18 protein-coding genes are annotated in these 16616 nt (G+C 46.4%); 7 read left to right on the top strand and 11 right to left on the bottom strand.

Annotation, left to right across the window (positions count from 1 at the left end):
* Positions 1-134: 134 nt before the first annotated feature.
* Positions 135-2105: a glycoside hydrolase gene (locus IDJ77_RS25815; protein ID WP_191191887.1), complete on the top strand. Its 1971-nt coding sequence runs from the start codon at positions 135-137 to the stop codon at positions 2103-2105.
* A gap of 50 nt (positions 2106-2155) precedes the next feature.
* On the opposite strand, the gene IDJ77_RS25820 is transcribed toward IDJ77_RS25815, so the two are convergent.
* From IDJ77_RS25820 to lepB, 9 genes are all read right to left on the bottom strand, one after another.
* Positions 2156-3094, bottom strand: a complete 939-nt coding sequence (locus IDJ77_RS25820) for a CAP domain-containing protein (protein ID WP_191191888.1) — start codon at positions 3092-3094, stop codon at positions 2156-2158.
* A 93-nt stretch (positions 3095-3187) separates the two neighbouring features.
* Entirely contained in the window at positions 3188-4255 is a 1068-nt protein-coding gene (locus tag IDJ77_RS25825; RefSeq protein ID WP_191191889.1) for a serine hydrolase domain-containing protein, read from the bottom strand.
* Between the two features lie 98 nt (positions 4256-4353).
* Positions 4354-4764 (bottom strand): hypothetical protein, encoded by a 411-nt coding sequence (locus tag IDJ77_RS25830; RefSeq protein ID WP_191191890.1) that lies wholly within the window; start codon positions 4762-4764, stop codon positions 4354-4356.
* A 17-nt stretch (positions 4765-4781) separates the two neighbouring features.
* On the bottom strand, positions 4782-5525 hold the full coding sequence (locus IDJ77_RS25835) for a hypothetical protein (RefSeq protein ID WP_191191891.1): 744 nt from the start codon (positions 5523-5525) through the stop codon (positions 4782-4784).
* 44 nt (positions 5526-5569) lie between these two features.
* Positions 5570-5794 (bottom strand): hypothetical protein, encoded by a 225-nt coding sequence (locus IDJ77_RS25840; RefSeq protein WP_191191892.1) that lies wholly within the window; start codon positions 5792-5794, stop codon positions 5570-5572.
* Between the two features lie 149 nt (positions 5795-5943).
* Positions 5944-6723 (bottom strand): LytR/AlgR family response regulator transcription factor, encoded by a 780-nt coding sequence (locus tag IDJ77_RS25845; protein ID WP_191191893.1) that lies wholly within the window; start codon positions 6721-6723, stop codon positions 5944-5946.
* Positions 6716-7732, bottom strand: a complete 1017-nt coding sequence (locus tag IDJ77_RS25850) for a sensor histidine kinase (RefSeq protein ID WP_191191894.1) — start codon at positions 7730-7732, stop codon at positions 6716-6718. The genes IDJ77_RS25845 and IDJ77_RS25850 overlap by 8 nt, the downstream gene beginning before the upstream one ends.
* Positions 7733-7939: 207 nt before the next feature.
* Positions 7940-8290 (bottom strand): DUF1801 domain-containing protein, encoded by a 351-nt coding sequence (locus IDJ77_RS25855; protein WP_224751240.1) that lies wholly within the window; start codon positions 8288-8290, stop codon positions 7940-7942.
* A gap of 3 nt (positions 8291-8293) precedes the next feature.
* Positions 8294-9403, bottom strand: coding sequence for a signal peptidase I (gene lepB / locus IDJ77_RS25860; protein WP_191191895.1), 1110 nt, complete (start codon positions 9401-9403; stop codon positions 8294-8296).
* 165 nt (positions 9404-9568) lie between these two features.
* On the opposite strand from lepB, the gene IDJ77_RS25865 reads away from it, so the two are divergent.
* Positions 9569-10411 carry a phytanoyl-CoA dioxygenase family protein gene (locus IDJ77_RS25865; RefSeq protein ID WP_191191896.1) on the top strand — a complete coding sequence of 281 codons (843 nt, stop codon included), beginning with the start codon at positions 9569-9571 and terminating at the stop codon, positions 10409-10411.
* Between the two features lie 91 nt (positions 10412-10502).
* Here IDJ77_RS25865 and IDJ77_RS25870 read toward each other — a convergent pair whose 3' ends face one another.
* Both IDJ77_RS25870 and IDJ77_RS25875 read right to left on the bottom strand, forming a co-directional pair.
* Positions 10503-11279: an amidohydrolase gene (locus IDJ77_RS25870; protein ID WP_191191897.1), complete on the bottom strand. Its 777-nt coding sequence runs from the start codon at positions 11277-11279 to the stop codon at positions 10503-10505.
* A 58-nt stretch (positions 11280-11337) separates the two neighbouring features.
* Positions 11338-12483 carry a methionine aminotransferase gene (locus tag IDJ77_RS25875; protein WP_191191898.1) on the bottom strand — a complete coding sequence of 382 codons (1146 nt, stop codon included), beginning with the start codon at positions 12481-12483 and terminating at the stop codon, positions 11338-11340.
* A 112-nt stretch (positions 12484-12595) separates the two neighbouring features.
* Here IDJ77_RS25875 and IDJ77_RS25880 point away from each other — a divergent pair, with 112 nt between their 5' ends.
* From IDJ77_RS25880 to IDJ77_RS25900, 5 genes are all read left to right on the top strand, one after another.
* Positions 12596-13567, top strand: coding sequence for an ABC transporter substrate-binding protein (locus IDJ77_RS25880; protein WP_191191899.1), 972 nt, complete (start codon positions 12596-12598; stop codon positions 13565-13567).
* Positions 13567-14433, top strand: a complete 867-nt coding sequence (locus IDJ77_RS25885) for an ABC transporter permease (RefSeq protein WP_191191900.1) — start codon at positions 13567-13569, stop codon at positions 14431-14433. The genes IDJ77_RS25880 and IDJ77_RS25885 overlap by 1 nt, the downstream gene beginning before the upstream one ends.
* Positions 14430-15179 carry an ABC transporter ATP-binding protein gene (locus tag IDJ77_RS25890; RefSeq protein ID WP_191191901.1) on the top strand — a complete coding sequence of 250 codons (750 nt, stop codon included), beginning with the start codon at positions 14430-14432 and terminating at the stop codon, positions 15177-15179. Before IDJ77_RS25885 ends, IDJ77_RS25890 begins: the two co-directional genes overlap by 4 nt.
* 247 nt (positions 15180-15426) lie before the next feature.
* Positions 15427-15672 (top strand): hypothetical protein, encoded by a 246-nt coding sequence (locus IDJ77_RS25895; RefSeq protein ID WP_191191902.1) that lies wholly within the window; start codon positions 15427-15429, stop codon positions 15670-15672.
* Between the two features lie 422 nt (positions 15673-16094).
* Complete coding sequence (locus IDJ77_RS25900; RefSeq protein WP_191191903.1) at positions 16095-16616, top strand: tetratricopeptide repeat protein; 522 nt, start codon at positions 16095-16097, stop codon at positions 16614-16616.

Genomic DNA, 16616 nt, shown 5'->3' on the forward strand with positions numbered 1-16616 from the left:
TAAACTACCGGGGCTGCTTTTTTGTGGGTTGTTTTGATTATTGCATTGCCTAAATTCATCTGTTTATGTTAAAATATCATTGACGGCAATAGCGGCCATTACTGTAATTTAGGCAACTATAAACACCACGCCAATTGAAAACTTACTACACCATTTTGCGCCCCATTTTTAGGGCCTCAGTTATACTTACTTTATTGCTTGGTACTTTTGCCGCTAACCACGCTTACGCCCAGGCGGAAGTAGAGCCCTGGGGGAATATCACCGGTATCCGTACCAAAGGGCAGCTGTATAGTTTCGAGACCAGCCTGCGGGTAATCAGCGCCAATGGCAAGCGCGTGGCGGCTACCGCTAAAGAAAAGCAATCGCCAAAATACAGTCGCCGGGGAGATGACCAGATCGTGGTGACCCGTATAGATAGCCTTTTTTTCAGTCAGACGGTTACTGATGCCGGCTCCGGAAAAATAAAAGTGAATGTGCAGGTGATTGCTAAAAAGGATACCGCGTTGAAGGGTGTTTTCTTTTGCATCACCCTGCCTGTAGCCGAGTATGGCGAAAGCCGCCTGCAGCTGGCCGGGGTAAAAGAAGATTCGTTAAAACAATACGCGCCGGGCTTTGCCAATAGTTTTGTAAGTGTAAAAGCAAAAGGCGTGGAATTTATTGCTCCCGCGAGGAAACTAAAAGTAAGTTTTGATGAACCCGAGATGGTTATCGTGCGTAAAGATTCGGTAGGTAACCTGCAACTATATGTACCGCTGGCGTTGGATGCGGTGCATCGCGGCGATATGATTACCAAAACCTTCAGTATTAAAGCCGATGGCCTGGTAGATACACAACCGGTAAACCTCGTTATCAATACCGCGCATCCCGGGCGTGAGTTTGCCGGGCTTGGCGGTAATTTTCGCTTGCAGAACCCGAAGACCGATCCGCAGGTGATCGATTACAGTCTGCAAAATCTCCGCGTGGCCTGGGGCAGGGTAGAGATGCCCTGGCGTTTTTGGCAGCCCGAAAAAGATGTTGACCCCACAGCAGAAGCAAACAATGGTAAACTAAACCCCTTTGTGCTGAAATCAATGCAGATGGCACACCGGTTGGATAGCATGGGCATCCCGGTGATCTTGTCGGCATGGTCGGCACCCAACTGGGCCATTGTAGGCCCGCCACGGTTCAGGCCTACGCCCGAAGGTATTTGGGGTAATCCGCTGGATCATGCGCAGGACGAAGCCATCTACAAATCGATAACAGATTATATTCTTTACCTGAAAGCCAAATACGGTTTCGAGGTGAAAATGTTCTCCTTCAACGAATCTGACCTGGGTATCAACATTCGCCAAACAGGGGAGGAGCACCGCGATTTTATTAAAGGCCTGGGCGCTTACATGGCCTCCAAAGGTTTGCAAACCAAATTGTTGCTGGGTGATAATTCGGACGCAACAACCTATAAATTTTTATACCCCGCAATGGACGATCCCGCTGCAAAGCCGTACATAGGCGCCATATCATTCCACTCCTGGAGGGGCTGGGATAGTGCTACCCTGCAAAAATGGGCAGATGCCGCCACCAAAATGAATGTGCCGCTAATTGTGGGCGAGGGCAGTATAGATGCCGCCGCCTGGAACTATCCCGATATCTTCCAGGAGCAAACCTACGCGCTGGAAGAGATAAACCTGTATACCCGCCTGCTGGCCATATGCCAGCCGGTATCTATATTGCAATGGCAGCTTACCGCCGACTACTCGCCACTGATAGGAGGCGGGATCTTTGGCAACCCCGAGCCTTTGCACCCGGGCCAGCGTTTCTGGAATTTAAAGCAGCTTTCCACCACGCCTAAAGGCTTATTTGCCATGCCGGTAAGTGTAGACAGGCCCGGAATTTCTGCGGCGGCTATGGGCGATAAGGATAAAGGTATATATGCTGTGCAATTGGTAAACAACGGCAGCACGCGCGAAGTAAATTTAACCGGCCTGCCTGCGAAAATTGCCCGGCTGCGTTATTACATCACCAACCGGAAGACGAATATGAAAGAAGAACGCGCCGTAGAGGTAAAAGATGGCGTGGCGAAATTTAAACTGCCGGCGGTAAGTTACGTGAGCGTAATTAGCGAATAAAACACGATTACAGGATTAAAAGATCAACACGATTAAAGCGGTTTAATTCCCTACTTCACCAGCTTAAAGCTATACTGATAATTCAATATGATGTCGCCATCGGCCACCACATTTTTTATCTTTACGATGTATGTGATATTATCTTTTAAACCGTCTATCTTCCATTGAATAGAATTGGGTAGTCCTTCGGCTTCATTATCAAAGCTAATGGCAGAAACGGGCATTGCCTGGCCACCGTCGGTGCTTACTTCAACGGTAGCATGGGTATATTTTACATAGGAGTTGTTCCATTCGTTGTTCTTGTCGTACAATGCCGAAAAGCTTAATATGCCGTTTTTAAGGAAGAGCGCGCTGGGATAATCTGCACTGGGGTAAGCTACATAGGCAATATTGAGGTAGGGGATCTCGGCAACCTCGCTATTGATCACTTTAAGTGATGCGGCGGATACAAAACTATATCCCGACTTTTTTGGTTTGCCATCTACCCGCCCGTACGATATGTACTTTAAAAAGGGGTCGAGCAGCCAGCGGCGGTGGCCAATGGTTTGGCTGTATTCTTCGGTAAGCCATCTGTCAACATTGGTTTCGTCTTTAAAATTGTCTGTTTGGCTGCTCAGGCTGATACCGAGATTACTCGCGCTGCTGCCGAGGGCGCCATCTTTACTATAGCATTCCGCAGTGGGGCCGGGGTAATGGTCAAGTTCGGCATTGGCAGCGCCTATTAGGGCCGATTGCTGTACCAGTTCGTCATATTCGGTATTATAAACAACAGCGGGCAATTTGTGCAGGCTGCGGATGTAGTTTACCCTGGCAAGCACAGCTTCTTTACTGCTGCTGTTTAAACTGCCTGCAATACAGTTTTGAATATCCGGGCGGGTAGCGTAATATTTATCATAACTAAAATTACCGTTGCCATCTTTTTTACAGCCCGCTATTATTAAAAATAACAAAAGAGTGGTGGATAACCTGTTAATGTGTAGTTTGTTCATAAAACGCGCGGATACAAACATGCTAAGTTTTTAGCGTTTTTTGTTTGTTACGCAGCATGATTATTGCCTTTTTGTGCGGGTTAATATGTTCTTCTATTTCAACGCATCTTCCAGCAACGCTACCAACTGCTTGTACCGTTCGCCACGGCCGTCGTTTTTAATATAATAGCACAGCAAAAAGGCGGTATAACGCGCTTTATTATTCACCACCGGAAAACTGCCGAACAAACCCGGGCTGCTTACCACATTTGGCCCCATTACCCATTCGCCGTAGCCATAGCCCATAGTGCCTGCCTCGGCCGGTGCGTAGCCAATTTTTACATCTGCTGTTACGCGGTTCACCTGCATTTCAGCAACGCTTTTCTCGCTTAAGATGCGTTTCTCCTTGTACACGCCTTTATTGAGGATCATTACTAAAAAGTTGGTGTAATCGTCGGCGCTGCTGTTAGCACCTCCGGCGGGCAAGGCCACCTTGCTGGTACCAAAATCGCTGTTCTTCATCTCCAGCGGGGCGGCAATACGCTCGGCAAACAAAGCGTGGAAATCCTTGCCGCTTATTTTTTCGATGATGGCGCCGGCAATTTGCAAACCGGCGTTGCTGTAATGGAATACGGTACCGGGTTTGTCCTCCATAGGCAGGTTGGCAATGTCAGCTATGGCTTCGTCCATAGTATTTACGCCCCGCATTTCCTGCAAGCTTTCTTTAAGCGATGGCGGGTTGATACCCGTTGTGTGCGAAAGGCATTGGCTTAAGGTGATATTGCCTTTGCCATGCTGCGATAAAATGGGCAGATATTTACCAACTGTGTCGGTTAGTTTTAGTTTGCCTTCATCTACAAAGGTCATCACCAGAGCGGCGCTGAGCCATTTACTGCAGCTGGCAATAGGGATTTTTGTGGCGGAGTTGTAATCATCCAGGTTAGCAGTTTTATTTTGCCGGCGGGCCATAAATTTGTTCACCATTTTTTGCCGGCGGGATAGATCATTTACTGCCTTGTTGTAAACTACTTTACCATCCTTGTACACCACCAGCACGCTACGCCCACCCATGGCCGGGGTATTATCGTTCAGCCAGGTATCTACCTTGTCAAAATTTTGCTGGGCAACGGCCTTGCCCATGAAGAGTAACGCAATGGCGATGAGTATGATGTGTTTTTTCATGGTTATATGTTTTTTGACAGAGCCGTTAATTTAAATGATTCGGCTGAGTAGCTAATTTTTCTTGTCAACCTTATCCGTAAATTATTAAAATCAGCTATTCAATCTTCCATTATGGCTTTCTTTACTTCTGCCATTTTTTCTTTTACTATTTTTTGATATATATTGTATTGTTCGTCGCTTAAAATAGCTTTCAACTTACCGTCTTTTTCTTTCATGATGGAACGTGCTTTCATGCCTTTACTGAAGCGGCTATCCGTAGAGGTAAATAGCGGCTGCATTTTTTGGGCATACTCCAGGTTGAGCTTGCTTACCTGCTGGTATTGTGCATCGGTAAGCTTTAGGTCGTCCTTCATCATTTTGTTCTGCCAGTCGGCCCGCTGCTGCGGGGTGGATTTTTTAAGAGTTGCCGCATCCATTTTCTGCGCTTTTACCTGGGCGGGAAAAAGCATAGCCAGCAGCAGCAGGATAGGGGCCAACCCATATCCTGCTTGTGATAGTATATTTTTCATAGCTGCAATTTAATGTTTTACCACTGTACCTGGTATTTGGCGCCGGTGCTTAATACAATAGTTGCTTTTTTGCTCCCCAGGAACGTAATGGTGCCCGTAAAGCTAAATGCCTCGCCGGTAGATGCGGTGCCGGTTATGGCGATGATTCCCGTGCCCGAGGTGATCTGCTGGCTTACCTTATTTACTTTTACATTGGTGGTTGTAACATTAACAGTACTGGTAAAGCTGCGGTTATTGCGCACTTTTGATTGTTGCGTGCCATTGCGGGTATATGTTTGGTTAACAGTGTACTCTGCGCCGGATGGTTCCAACCCGGTTACGGAGAAGGCACCTGTAGAGTTATCATCTGATGACATTTTGGGCCCCGAATAGGTGCTGCCGCCGGTAAAAGTAAAATCGAGTTTAGACGGGAGGCTGCCTACCCCACAAGTAAGCAAGCGGTGCCAGTTGAGGTTGTAGGTGTAGGCGCGCGCCGCTGTGCCACCAGATCCGCTGATGGTGCTATCTTTAGCTACGCCGCATTTTACGCTGCTGCTATTGGTTAAGGTGATGGTGGTAGCTGCTGTGGTTTGCAGGGCGAGACCTCCGCTGGCAGGATCAATGGATTGCACCATTACTTCGGCTGCTTCATCTGCGGTAACGGCAGCGGTTGTTGTGCCATCTTTTTTACAGGAGGAGAAGATCATGGTTAAGCCCAGCGCGGGGATCAAAAGCATTTTGATTGCGCTGCTACGGTATGCGGTAATTTGGTTTGTTTTCATGTTGATTTATTGTTGTGTTTTTTTGTTTTGGATGGAAATTTGATTTAGTGTACAATTACAATGCGCCTGCGTGCAGGGCGAACTACTACGGCCTGGCGTACTACCGGCCGGGCAACTATTACAGGTTGTGCTACTACAACAGGTCTCAAAACAGCCGGGCGTACCACTGCTATCACCCTGCGGTGAGGATGCCTTACCACTACTCTAGTTTGTGCGTGTGCCGTTATGGCTGCAAGTGTTATAATTAAACTGAAGATTGCTTTTTTCATGTTGTGTGTATTTGGTACTTGTTGTTAATGCTAATTTGAGGCAATTTATCGGGCATCGTTTCGTTAAAACCGGCCAAACTGAAAAATTGGGGGGTGAAGTGTTAATGTTTGTACGTTACGCGGCTTTAATCCAATTTATAAGCAAGGGCTTACTTATTCATCCAGGCTTTATACTCGGGTACGCGGGCTTTGCTGATGAGGATATGTTCGGTTGGATCGGGTTTTACTTTTACCGAAAGGCGGCCATTGAAATAAAAATCTACCTCTGTAATGGCTACGCGGTTGATAATGTACTGACGGTTGGCACGGAAGAATTGCTGCGGATCGAGCTGTTGTTCCAATTGCTCCATGGTGAATTCCATAATGTACTGGTGGCCATCGGTAGTGTGGGCATATACAATCTCGTTGGCAGTATAAAACCAGGCAATTTTCAGGGTTTCTACAGGCACCAGCTTTTCCCTGAAATGCACCAGAAATGAGCGTTTATAGGGCTTGCTGAGTTTGCCCAACTGCTGAAGCAATCGCTCCAGTTCGAGTGTATTTGTATTGGCCGACGGCGGGGGTGCTACGAGGCTTTTGTATTTAGTAAGCGCGGCTTTTATTTCTGTTTCATCAAATGGTTTCAGGATGTAGTCGATACCATTATTTTTAAAGGCGAGTAGTGCATGTTGGTTATAAGCGGTTACAAATATCACCGGGCGGGTAATAGTGGTATTTTTAAAGATCTCGAAACTCATGCCATCGGCCAGGCTGATATCCATAAAAATAAGGTCGTAAACAGCATTGGTATCAAACCAATCAATCGCATCTTTTACCGATGGCAGCATGGCAGCGACAAGGATGCTGCCATCAATACTTTGCAGCATGTGGGCCAGGTTGCGGGCTGTAACTGCCTCGTCCTCCACAATTACGATGCGTAGCTCAGGCATGGTGTAAGGGGAGTTTAACGGTGAAAGTAACGGGCGATTTAATAATGTTTATCTCTTTATTTATCAGTATTTTAAATCGTTCGTTTAAATTGGCTAAGCCTATACCGCTGCTTTCGGCGGTAACAGGCTGCAGGTTGTTGCTCACAGCAATTTCATCGCCATCAATATAAATATTAACCCTTAGCGGATTGGCGGTAGTTGCCGAATTATGCTTGGCGGCATTCTCTAATAAAGGTTGCAGCGAAAGATGTGGCAGTTGAAAATTAAGGTAGTCTTCGCTGATAGCTACCGTTAAACTAAATGAATCCTCCAACCGCATTTTTAATAGTTGGGCAAAAGAGTTTATCATTTGCAGTTCATCGGCCACGGTAACTAAATTGTTGGCCGGTTTATCCAGGCTATAGCGAAACACTTTGGATAAGTGCTTAATATATTGTTGTGCGAGCGCCGGGTCCTCGCGCACCACACCCGACAGGCTGCTAAGCGAATTGAACAGGAAATGCGGGTTAAGCTGCTCTTTTAGCAGTTCAAGTTCGGCTATGGTATAGGCGTTTTTTAGGCGCTCGTTCTCCCGGATATGCCTTTTACTTTCGCGCAATAATAGAATAATTTTAGTGAGGATACCGGTAAGCAAAGCTGTCAGCCCGAAACGTGCCATGTAACCTGCCCAGTAGATCTGTCGAAATTCATCGATCCGGAAAACCCGGCGTTGTATGCCGCCGAAAAAGACCATGAACAACAGGCCGACCAAAACATTAATACCAAGATAAGGCAGATATTTGTTTCGCTCCCGCAATGAGCTAAGCGATTGATTTTTGAGATTGAGGTAAAAGATGAGGTAGCAAAATGCGAAATTCACCAACACCTGGAAGATAAATTCCGCGGTGTTGAAGCGCCAATACTGCGCCAGGATACCGTTATCGCGCAGGGCGAGCAGTTTGCCGGCGTTTAGCAGAAGCGCTAAAAGGGCAGAACTGTACAGGCAGATCTGTTTCTCGGTTTTATCCATTGGGTAAATGTAGGGAATATACAAACCCGGCCGCCAAAATAAAAGGTGAAGCTGAAAAAAGCGGTGGCGAAATTTTCTGGTCCGACTTTAAGTTGTCGAATTAAGGAATTAAAGGAAATTTGATTTAGATGGATCTCCGCGTTGCCATGTGCCTGTGCTACTCAATAAAGTTGTAATTACTCCATACCTTAAAATTGCGCACGGAGGCTAATTATTATAAAAGGCGAGCGCCTCCTCTAAAATTGCATTTATCTTCTCCACAGGGATGTCCTCCGTAGCATCTATCACCAATATTTTCATCCGGGCACGCTTCTCCTGCAACAGATCAGGGTGGCTAAGCCGGTTGCCTTCCACAATGCCAATATAGGGTTGCCCGTATTTTTTATGCACCCATAAATAACAAAACATTTTGCCCTTGTAGCAATACATAGGCATACCGTATTTCCATTCCTCGGTAAGATGAGTGTCCAGCGATAAAATATGGCCACGCAAAAAAGCCAGGGCGCTTTTTGCAGGCTCTGGCTTTTCTAAAAAATAGTTATCTATCGGGCGTATCAAGGCCTATTGCTCTACGCTGTGGATCGGACTGAAGATACGGCTCCAACGGATCTTCTTGAAGAAAGATTGCGTACTGTCTATACTCATCCAGGTGATCACGGCTTTGCCTACGATATGGTCTTCGGGTACAAAACCCCAAAAACGCGAATCTTCCGAATTGTGGCGGTTATCGCCCATCATCCAGTAGTAGTTCATTTTAAAGGTATAGCTATCGGCTTTTTTATCATTAATGAAAACCTCTTTGCCTTTAATTTCCAGTTTGTTGTGCTCATAAACCTCTATGGCAGTTTTATAAAGTGCCATAGTGCTGTCGTTCAGTTGTATTACGGTTCCTCTTTTGGGGATTAGCACCGGACCGTAGTTATCCTCGTTCCAGTTAAATAAGGCGTTATTCGGAAAGATCTGCATATTACCCTCGCCTTTTGGCTGGTTTACCTGCGTAACAGACTTTATATTAGAGAAGTTTTTTAGCTGCGAATAACTATCGGTAGGGATCACCAGTTCGTAAGTACTTGTACCGTCAAATCTCCGCACTTCTACATGCAGATCGTCTAATACATCCTGGTTTAACGGTGTACCGTTGGTAACAACCAAATAAGAGGTTTGGGCCTGCGGCGCGTTTTTTACCGCTTTGCCATCGGTGTATGCCTGTCCGTTAACAATGGTAACGGTTTCGCCGGGTAGGCCAACGCAACGCTTTATATAATGCACCCGCATATCCACCGGGCGCGGAACGCTTTCGGCAGGGTAGTTAAATACAACCGCATCGCCTTTTTTTACATCGCCCAAACCAGGCAGGCGGTAGTAGGGCAGCTGTATGCCATCCCAATAGGTTTTTGTGCCGCCCCAGATGGTCGACTCTAAAAACGGTATGGATATCGGCGTCATCGGCATACGGGCACCATAGGATAATTTGCTTACAAACAGGTAGTCGCCGGTCATCAAACTGCCTTCCATAGATGCGGAAGGGATAGCAAATGCCGAAAATAACAACCCGCGGATGATAGTCGAAGCAATCAGCGCGAATAAAATAGCATCAAGCCATTCGCGTGTTTTGCTCTTTTTTGGCTTTGCGGTATCGGTTTTTTTGCGCGATAAGAATTTCCAATTCATAGATATTATGGTATTAATTCAGCATTCCTTATTCACTTAGAGCGTAACCGGCAGGAAATGTTACAGCCAACTAAGCGATTTTTAGCTATAATTAATAGATATATCGCACTTGCTTTATTGGTTAGATAAATCTCTTAAATTTACCTAACCAATTTCACCACTTTTATGGAAAGCAAAGCACTCAGCCCTGAGCAAATAGCGCAGTATCAGCGCGATGGTTACCTCGTTATTAAACAATTTTGTAGCGAAGCCGAGATAGAAAAACTATATAGTACCGCCCTTAATGATGATGCCATGCGCAAGAACGCGCTCGACCTGAACGATCAGGATGGCAAAAAAACGCGCCTCTCGCTTTGGTTTACGCCCGGTAACGATGTGTTTGGCTACCTTACCCGCAGTGAGAAAATGATTGCTCCGGTAGCACAGCTATTAGGCGAACATGCCCCGGTTTGCCATTTTCACTCCAAACTAATGCAGAAGGAACCCAAAGTTGGCGGTGCCTGGGAATGGCACCAGGACTACGGCTACTGGTACAAAAACCAGTTTATGTTCCCCGATGAGCTGATGAGCGTAATGGTTGCCCTTACAGATGCCAACAAACAGAACGGGTGCCTGCAGGTGATCAGAGGCTCGCACAAACTGGGCCGCGTAAACCACGGGTTCTCGGGCGAACAGGTGGGCGCGGATATGGTGATGGTGGAGAATGCTCTTAAAACAATGGAACTGATCTATTGTGAGCTGGAAGCAGGTGACGCTCTTTTATTCCATAGTAACCTATTGCATCGTTCGGAAGCTAACCTGTCAGATAGTCCGCGGTGGTCTATCATCAGTTGCTATTCGCTGCAATCAAATTTAGCTTATAACGAAACATCAACTTCCTGGAAAACCCCGGTAGAAATTGTACCCGATGAGGCCATCCTGGAATGGGACGCCGGCTCGTTATCCAATAATGATTTTTTAGTAAAAGAGAACGACCCGGCGCTGAAGGAAACCGGGTGGGAGAAGTAAATGTGCAGATTTCAGATGTACTGATTTCAGATTTCAGATGTGCAGATGATGGCTTTCCGGTAAAAACATCTGCACATCTGAAATCTGCACATTAAACTAACGTAAACGCATCCGCGTCCTTTAAAAACGGGAGGGCGCGGCGAATCTTTTTCACTTCGTCGTAAATGATGGAGAAGGTGTACACATCTTCCTCGTCGCGTTTGTAATACACCACATCGCCGTTGGGGCTGATGCACGTAGAATCGCCGGAATGGTAAACCTCGTTGCCATCGTGGCCTACGCGGTTCACGGCAATTACATAACTTTGATTTTCTACCGCACGAGCAGGGATCAGGGTGCGCCAGTGCAGAGCGCGTCTTTCGGGCCAGTTGGCTACAATCATCAGCACATCATAGTCCTCATCAACATTGCGCAGCCATACCGGGAAACGGAGATCGTAACATATGGCGGGGCAAATTTTCCAACCGTTTATATCTACAATGAGTTTTTTAGTGCCCGCAGTGTAAGTGTTATGTTCTTTGCCAAGGGCGAAGAGGTGGCGTTTGTCGTAATGCTCACAGGTGCCGTCTGTGCGCATCCAGATGAGGCGGTTATAGTATTTGCCATCGTCTTTAATAATGAGGCTGCCGGTTACCACGCAATCGTACTTTTTTGCGGTATCGTGCATCCATTTCATCGTTTTACCGCCCATTTCTTCTCCCAACGCTTCGGCATTCATGGTGAAGCCGGTATTAAACATTTCGGGCAGGATGATCAGGTTCGTTTTTTCGCGGATACCGGATAACCTTAGCGAGATATTCTGCAGGTTTTTATCAATGTTCTCCCAAAATAAATATCCCTGGTAAACGGTAACTTTCAGATTATCCATAAGCAGATTTTATAGGTAGCGGCGGCTGGTAAATTTATACGTTAATATTTACTAAAGGTTAAACCTTTATTAACCTATCAACGGCTTTATCAATAGTTTCTTGTCTTTTTGCGAAACAAAATCGCAGTACATGCTTATCGGTACCCTTGCGGTAGAATGCCGAAACAGGTATAGATGCCACCCCGATCTCTTTTGTTAAACGGATGGCGTAATCCGAATCCTTCTCATCGGTAATGGCATCATAAGTTACCGATTGAAAGTACGACCCCGCACATGGCAATAGTTGAAAACGGGTGTTTTTAAGCCCTTCGCGGAAGTAATCGCGCTTTTGCTGAAAAAAATCCGGCAGGCTTAAATAGGTGTTCTCGTCCTTTAAATATTCGGCAATGGCATGCTGCATGGGCGCGTTCACGCTGAACACCAAAAACTGGTGGATCTTACGGAACTCGGTCATCAGGTAAGCAGGGGCGAGGCAATAACCCATCTTCCAGCCCGTAGCGTGGAATGTTTTACCAAATGACGATACGATAAAGCTGCGTTGCTGCAGCTCCGGGTAACGGGCCATGCTGTGGTGCACTTCGTTATCGTAGATCAGGTGCTCGTATACTTCGTCGCTTAATATCAGTATATCCTGGTTTTTTACCAGGGCGCTCAGCTCGTCGATATCCTCTTTACGCAAAATAGTTGCGGTAGGGTTATGCGGCGAATTAAGAATGATCATTTTTGTTTTACCGTTGATAAGGCGTTTCACCATATCCCAGGCAATGCGGTAATCGGGTGGGTCGAGTTCTAATGATTTTACCACGCCGCCCATTAGTTTAATGGCGGGGGCATAGCAATCATACGCCGGCTCGAAAATGATGACCTCATCATTAGGGTGTATCACAGCGCTGATGGCCGTAAAAACTGCCTGTGTGCCGCCGGCGGTAACGGTAATTTCGGTATCGGGGTTGTAAACCGCACCGTAAAGTTTTTCAGTTTTAATGGCAATTTGTTCGCGCAGGGCCATCAGGCCGGGCATTGGCGCATATTGGTTATGGCCGTTTTGCATGGCCTTGTTCACCAGTTCTACCAGTTCGGGTGCGCAATTGTAATCAGGAAAACCTTGCGATAGGTTAATAGCACCAAGCTCGGCAGCAAGTGCCGACATCACCGTAAATATGGTGGTTCCTGTTTGGGGCAGTTTAGAAATAACGGGTATCATCAACGGCTAAAATAGGCAAAAAAAGCATCGCCATAAGAAAATTCTGATATTCGAGAGACAATTTAGAAGATGATAAATACAAATATCCATGCTGTTTAACTATTTTTGATATATGAAATTTCCTAAGCTATCCATTGCCATTTTGTTAATTGCCGCCGTTGTTTCCTGCACGCCAAAATCTAAGGATGCCGTGCCGGTGGTTGGTTTTGTAGATGCTTTTGAAGATGCCACCATAGCGCAGGCCAAGGATGGCTTTGTAGCAGCATTAAAGGCAAACGGTTTTAGCGAGGAACAAAAGAACATCGAAATAAAGTATAGCAACGCGCAGGGTAGCATCCCTACACTCACCACCATAGTGAACCAGTTTGTGGCCGAAAAGGTAGACCTGCTGGCAACTTCTACCACGTTATCGACTGTGGCCGCTATCCAAAAAACAAAAAACATCCCCATTTTTCAGATGGTATCGCCAACGCCCGATAGGATGAAGGTTGCCGATGCCAATGGCAAAGGGCCCGCAAATTTGTTCGGCACTATGGAGGAGTTGAATTACATTGATACCTCTTTCGCTATTATCCCAAAGCTGTTAAAACCAAAAGGTGCGCAATTGACCATCGGGATGATCTATAATCAAAGCGAGCCGCAATCTGCCGATGCATTAAACCGCATACAAGGGCTGGCAGCGAAGCTGGATATAAAGATCATTGCCTTGCCGCTCAATTCTTCTGCCGATGCGCAGCTGGTTACGCAGGCGTTGTTGGGTAAAGGTATCGACGCCTTCTTCGCTAATCCGGATAATACGGTATTTGCCGCCTTTGAAACCATCCTGAAAAGCTGTAATGAACACAATGTGCCCATATTTACCAGCGAAGCCGGTTTGGTGCAGCGCGGCGCGGTTGCCGCCTTTGGAGCCGATATTTACCAATGGGGCTATCAAAGTGGCGTGCAAGCGGCGCAATTCCTCAAAACACGTAAAATCGATGGGATTGCTTTGGAAATGGTAAAAGTGCGTAAGCGCGTTTATAATGAAGCTGCCGCAAAGAGATATAACATCGCCATCCCGGCCGATTATACCGCCGTAAAATAATGGGATTGTACCTTAGCGCATTGTTGCAGGGGCTATGCTTCGCGGGGATAGCCTTCGGGATCTATATCTCCATGAAGATCTTCAACATCCCCGATATTACTACCGATGGCAGCTACACGCTGGGTGGCGTGGTAACGGGCATCATGCTTACGCATAACCAACCGGGATGGTTCATTTTGTTAGCCGTAATAGGCGCTGGTGCTGTTGCCGGAGCTCTTACGGGTATCATCCACACCAAACTAAAAATAAATGCCTTACTGGCGGGCATCCTGGTAATGACGGCGCTCTACTCCGTAAACCTCACTATTTTGGGGCGTTCTAATTTACCCCTGTTGAGTTTGCCAACCTTATTTTCGGTGCTGAATGTGCTGACTGATCCCAACCAAAATTCACTGATCATTCTTTCGTTATTCGTAGCTGCGCTTACCTTACTTATCGGCTACCTGCTTAAGACCGATTTTGGCATTGCCATGCGTGCCACCGGCAACAGCGAACAAATGGTACGCGCGCTTGGCGTAAATACCGATAGGATGAAGATCATCGGCCTGGCCATTGCCAATGCTTTAACGGCGCTGAGCGGCTACCTTATCACCCAATTCCAGGGATTTGCGGATATTAGCATGGGCATAGGGGTAGTGATCATCGGCCTGGGCTCGGTTATCATTGCTGAAACCCTTATTAGCTGGATGCAAATTACATCAGTTTGGTGGAGTTTGGTACTGGTGCTTGCGGGTGCTGTTATCTTCCAACTGGTGCTGGCCTTTACGCTGGATATCGGCGTAAACCCCAACCTGCTAAAAATGGTGACAGCTATGTTTGTATTGATTATCGTCGGCCTGCCGCGCTTAACTTCCCGCCAGGCATGATAGCGTTAAAAAACATCAGCAAAACCTTTAACGCGGGTAAACCCAACGAGGTAAAAGCGTTAGGGAAATTAAGCCTGGAGATACACGAGGGCGAATTTGTAGTGATCGTGGGCTCCAATGGTTCGGGTAAAACCACGCTGCTTAATTTGGTGGCGGGCACCATCCTGCCCGATACAGGCACTATCAGCATAGCCGGTAACAACGCCACTAAACTGACCGATTACCAGCGCAGCAAATGGATAGCCCGTATTTTTCAAAACCCGCTCTCGGGCACTGCTGCCGATCTGAGCATCCTGGACAATTTCCGGCTTGCAGCGCTCCGTACCAAAAGCAAAGGATTGACCATCGGCAAAAACGAAAACTTTAAGGCGCTAGTGCGCGAAAAGATAGCCGCTTTGGGCATGGGGCTGGAAGATAAAACAGAGCAGCCCATTGGTACGCTCTCCGGCGGGCAAAGGCAGGCGCTTACACTGCTCATGAGCGTTATGGACGAATGCAAGATCCTCCTGCTTGATGAACCGACCGCCGCCCTCGACCCGCGCTCTGCCGAAAACGTAATTTGCACCGCTGATGCGCTTATTAAACAATACAGCCTTACCGCCATACTGGTAACGCATAATTTAAAGGACGCCGCCAATTACGGTACCCGCATTATCCAGATGGGCGAGGGCGAGATCCTGAAGGACATCGCTGCAAAGGAAAAAGCAAAGTTAAAACAGGCAGAGCTGTTCGAGTGGTTTGGATAAAATATCGAGCTTTTGTACAAGCATGCATACTACTATCGGTAAAATAAAGAGCTTTGTGTGTAAACCCTGTAAAAACTTAAGTCATTTATTATCAGATAATTATAAAAGTTACCAATGAATTGTGTAAACTTTTGTAAACTTTTTTGATTCCCAGCAGCCGGATCAGGATGCTCACGCTGGCCGGTATAATAGAGGACACAAATCGCCTAAAAAACTTTGGCAAAGTAATTGCATAGGCATCAGTACTATGAAGAACATTACATTCCAAAATATATCCGATTCTTACCAACTGGTAAGCGGCGCAAAGATCAAAAGCAAAAATTACGAAGAAGTATACGAGCTTGGCGAGTACGATGGCAACAAGCGCGGCTATACCCTGTATGCCTTTGAAGACGGCTTACGTTTCGAAGATTTCAGCGTGATCATCTCCGAATACGAGCTAATGAATAACTACATGATAGAGGTAGTGAAGATGAACCGGATTGCGGCGTAAGATGGTTTGTCTGAACTCGAATTTGACGAATTTTTGGAATTCGCAGAATTCTTTATTCTCGTAGAATAATCCTCAAATCCAATTCTGCTAATTCGTTAATTCCAAAAATTCGAGTTTAGAGAATATGCAACATCCTCTATTTCAGTCTGCACATAATCGTGTAAATCAAAAAATCCTGCAATCGTGTTTGCTTTTTTGTTCCATCCTGTGTATTTTCGCCACAAATAATACAACGATGCTTTTAAATCACGCTTACTCCACCACCAATATGCGGCCCATGGGCACGCAGCAGGAGAGCTTTGCATCAAGGATCCATTTCTCCTCATAGTACCGCCGGCACAACCCGGGACAACAATTTTTAATTTTTTATCGAACACAAATCCCCGCAGACATCTGTCCGCAGGAATGCATAATTTAATTTTATGGACACTTATTATACTATTGAAGAAAAGTATTTGCAGGCTGTTGACGAGCTGTCGTTTGGCGAAACGCCTAAGGCGCTTAACCTGCTGAATGCCATTATTGCCGACGATGCTACTTACGCCCGTGCACACCACCAACTGGGTAAAATATATTATTACGATTTGAAGGATTACCAAACCGCAGGCTTCCACTTTAAAACCTGTATGGAACTGGAGCCTTTGTTCCCTGATAATTATTTTCATTACCTGAGCCTGGTGGTATTCCTGAAGATGGACAGGCAGGTAGACGTCGTTTCAGCGAAAGCATTGGCAACGCCCGGCGTAAATACCGCTTCTATATACGAACTATTGGGACTGTATGCCGAAAAGAACAGGCAATGGCCCAAAGCCCTGGAAGCGTATCGGAACGCTTACATGGAAGCAACCGCCAAAACCCAGCGCGACGAAAGCGAAGAAGCCATAGACCGCGTAAAGGAAAAAATGCAGCAAAGCTTAGCCTACCAATACACGCTAAGCGGATAA

The organism is Mucilaginibacter pankratovii (genome assembly GCF_014773265.1).
Taxonomy (GTDB): domain Bacteria; phylum Bacteroidota; class Bacteroidia; order Sphingobacteriales; family Sphingobacteriaceae; genus Mucilaginibacter; species Mucilaginibacter pankratovii.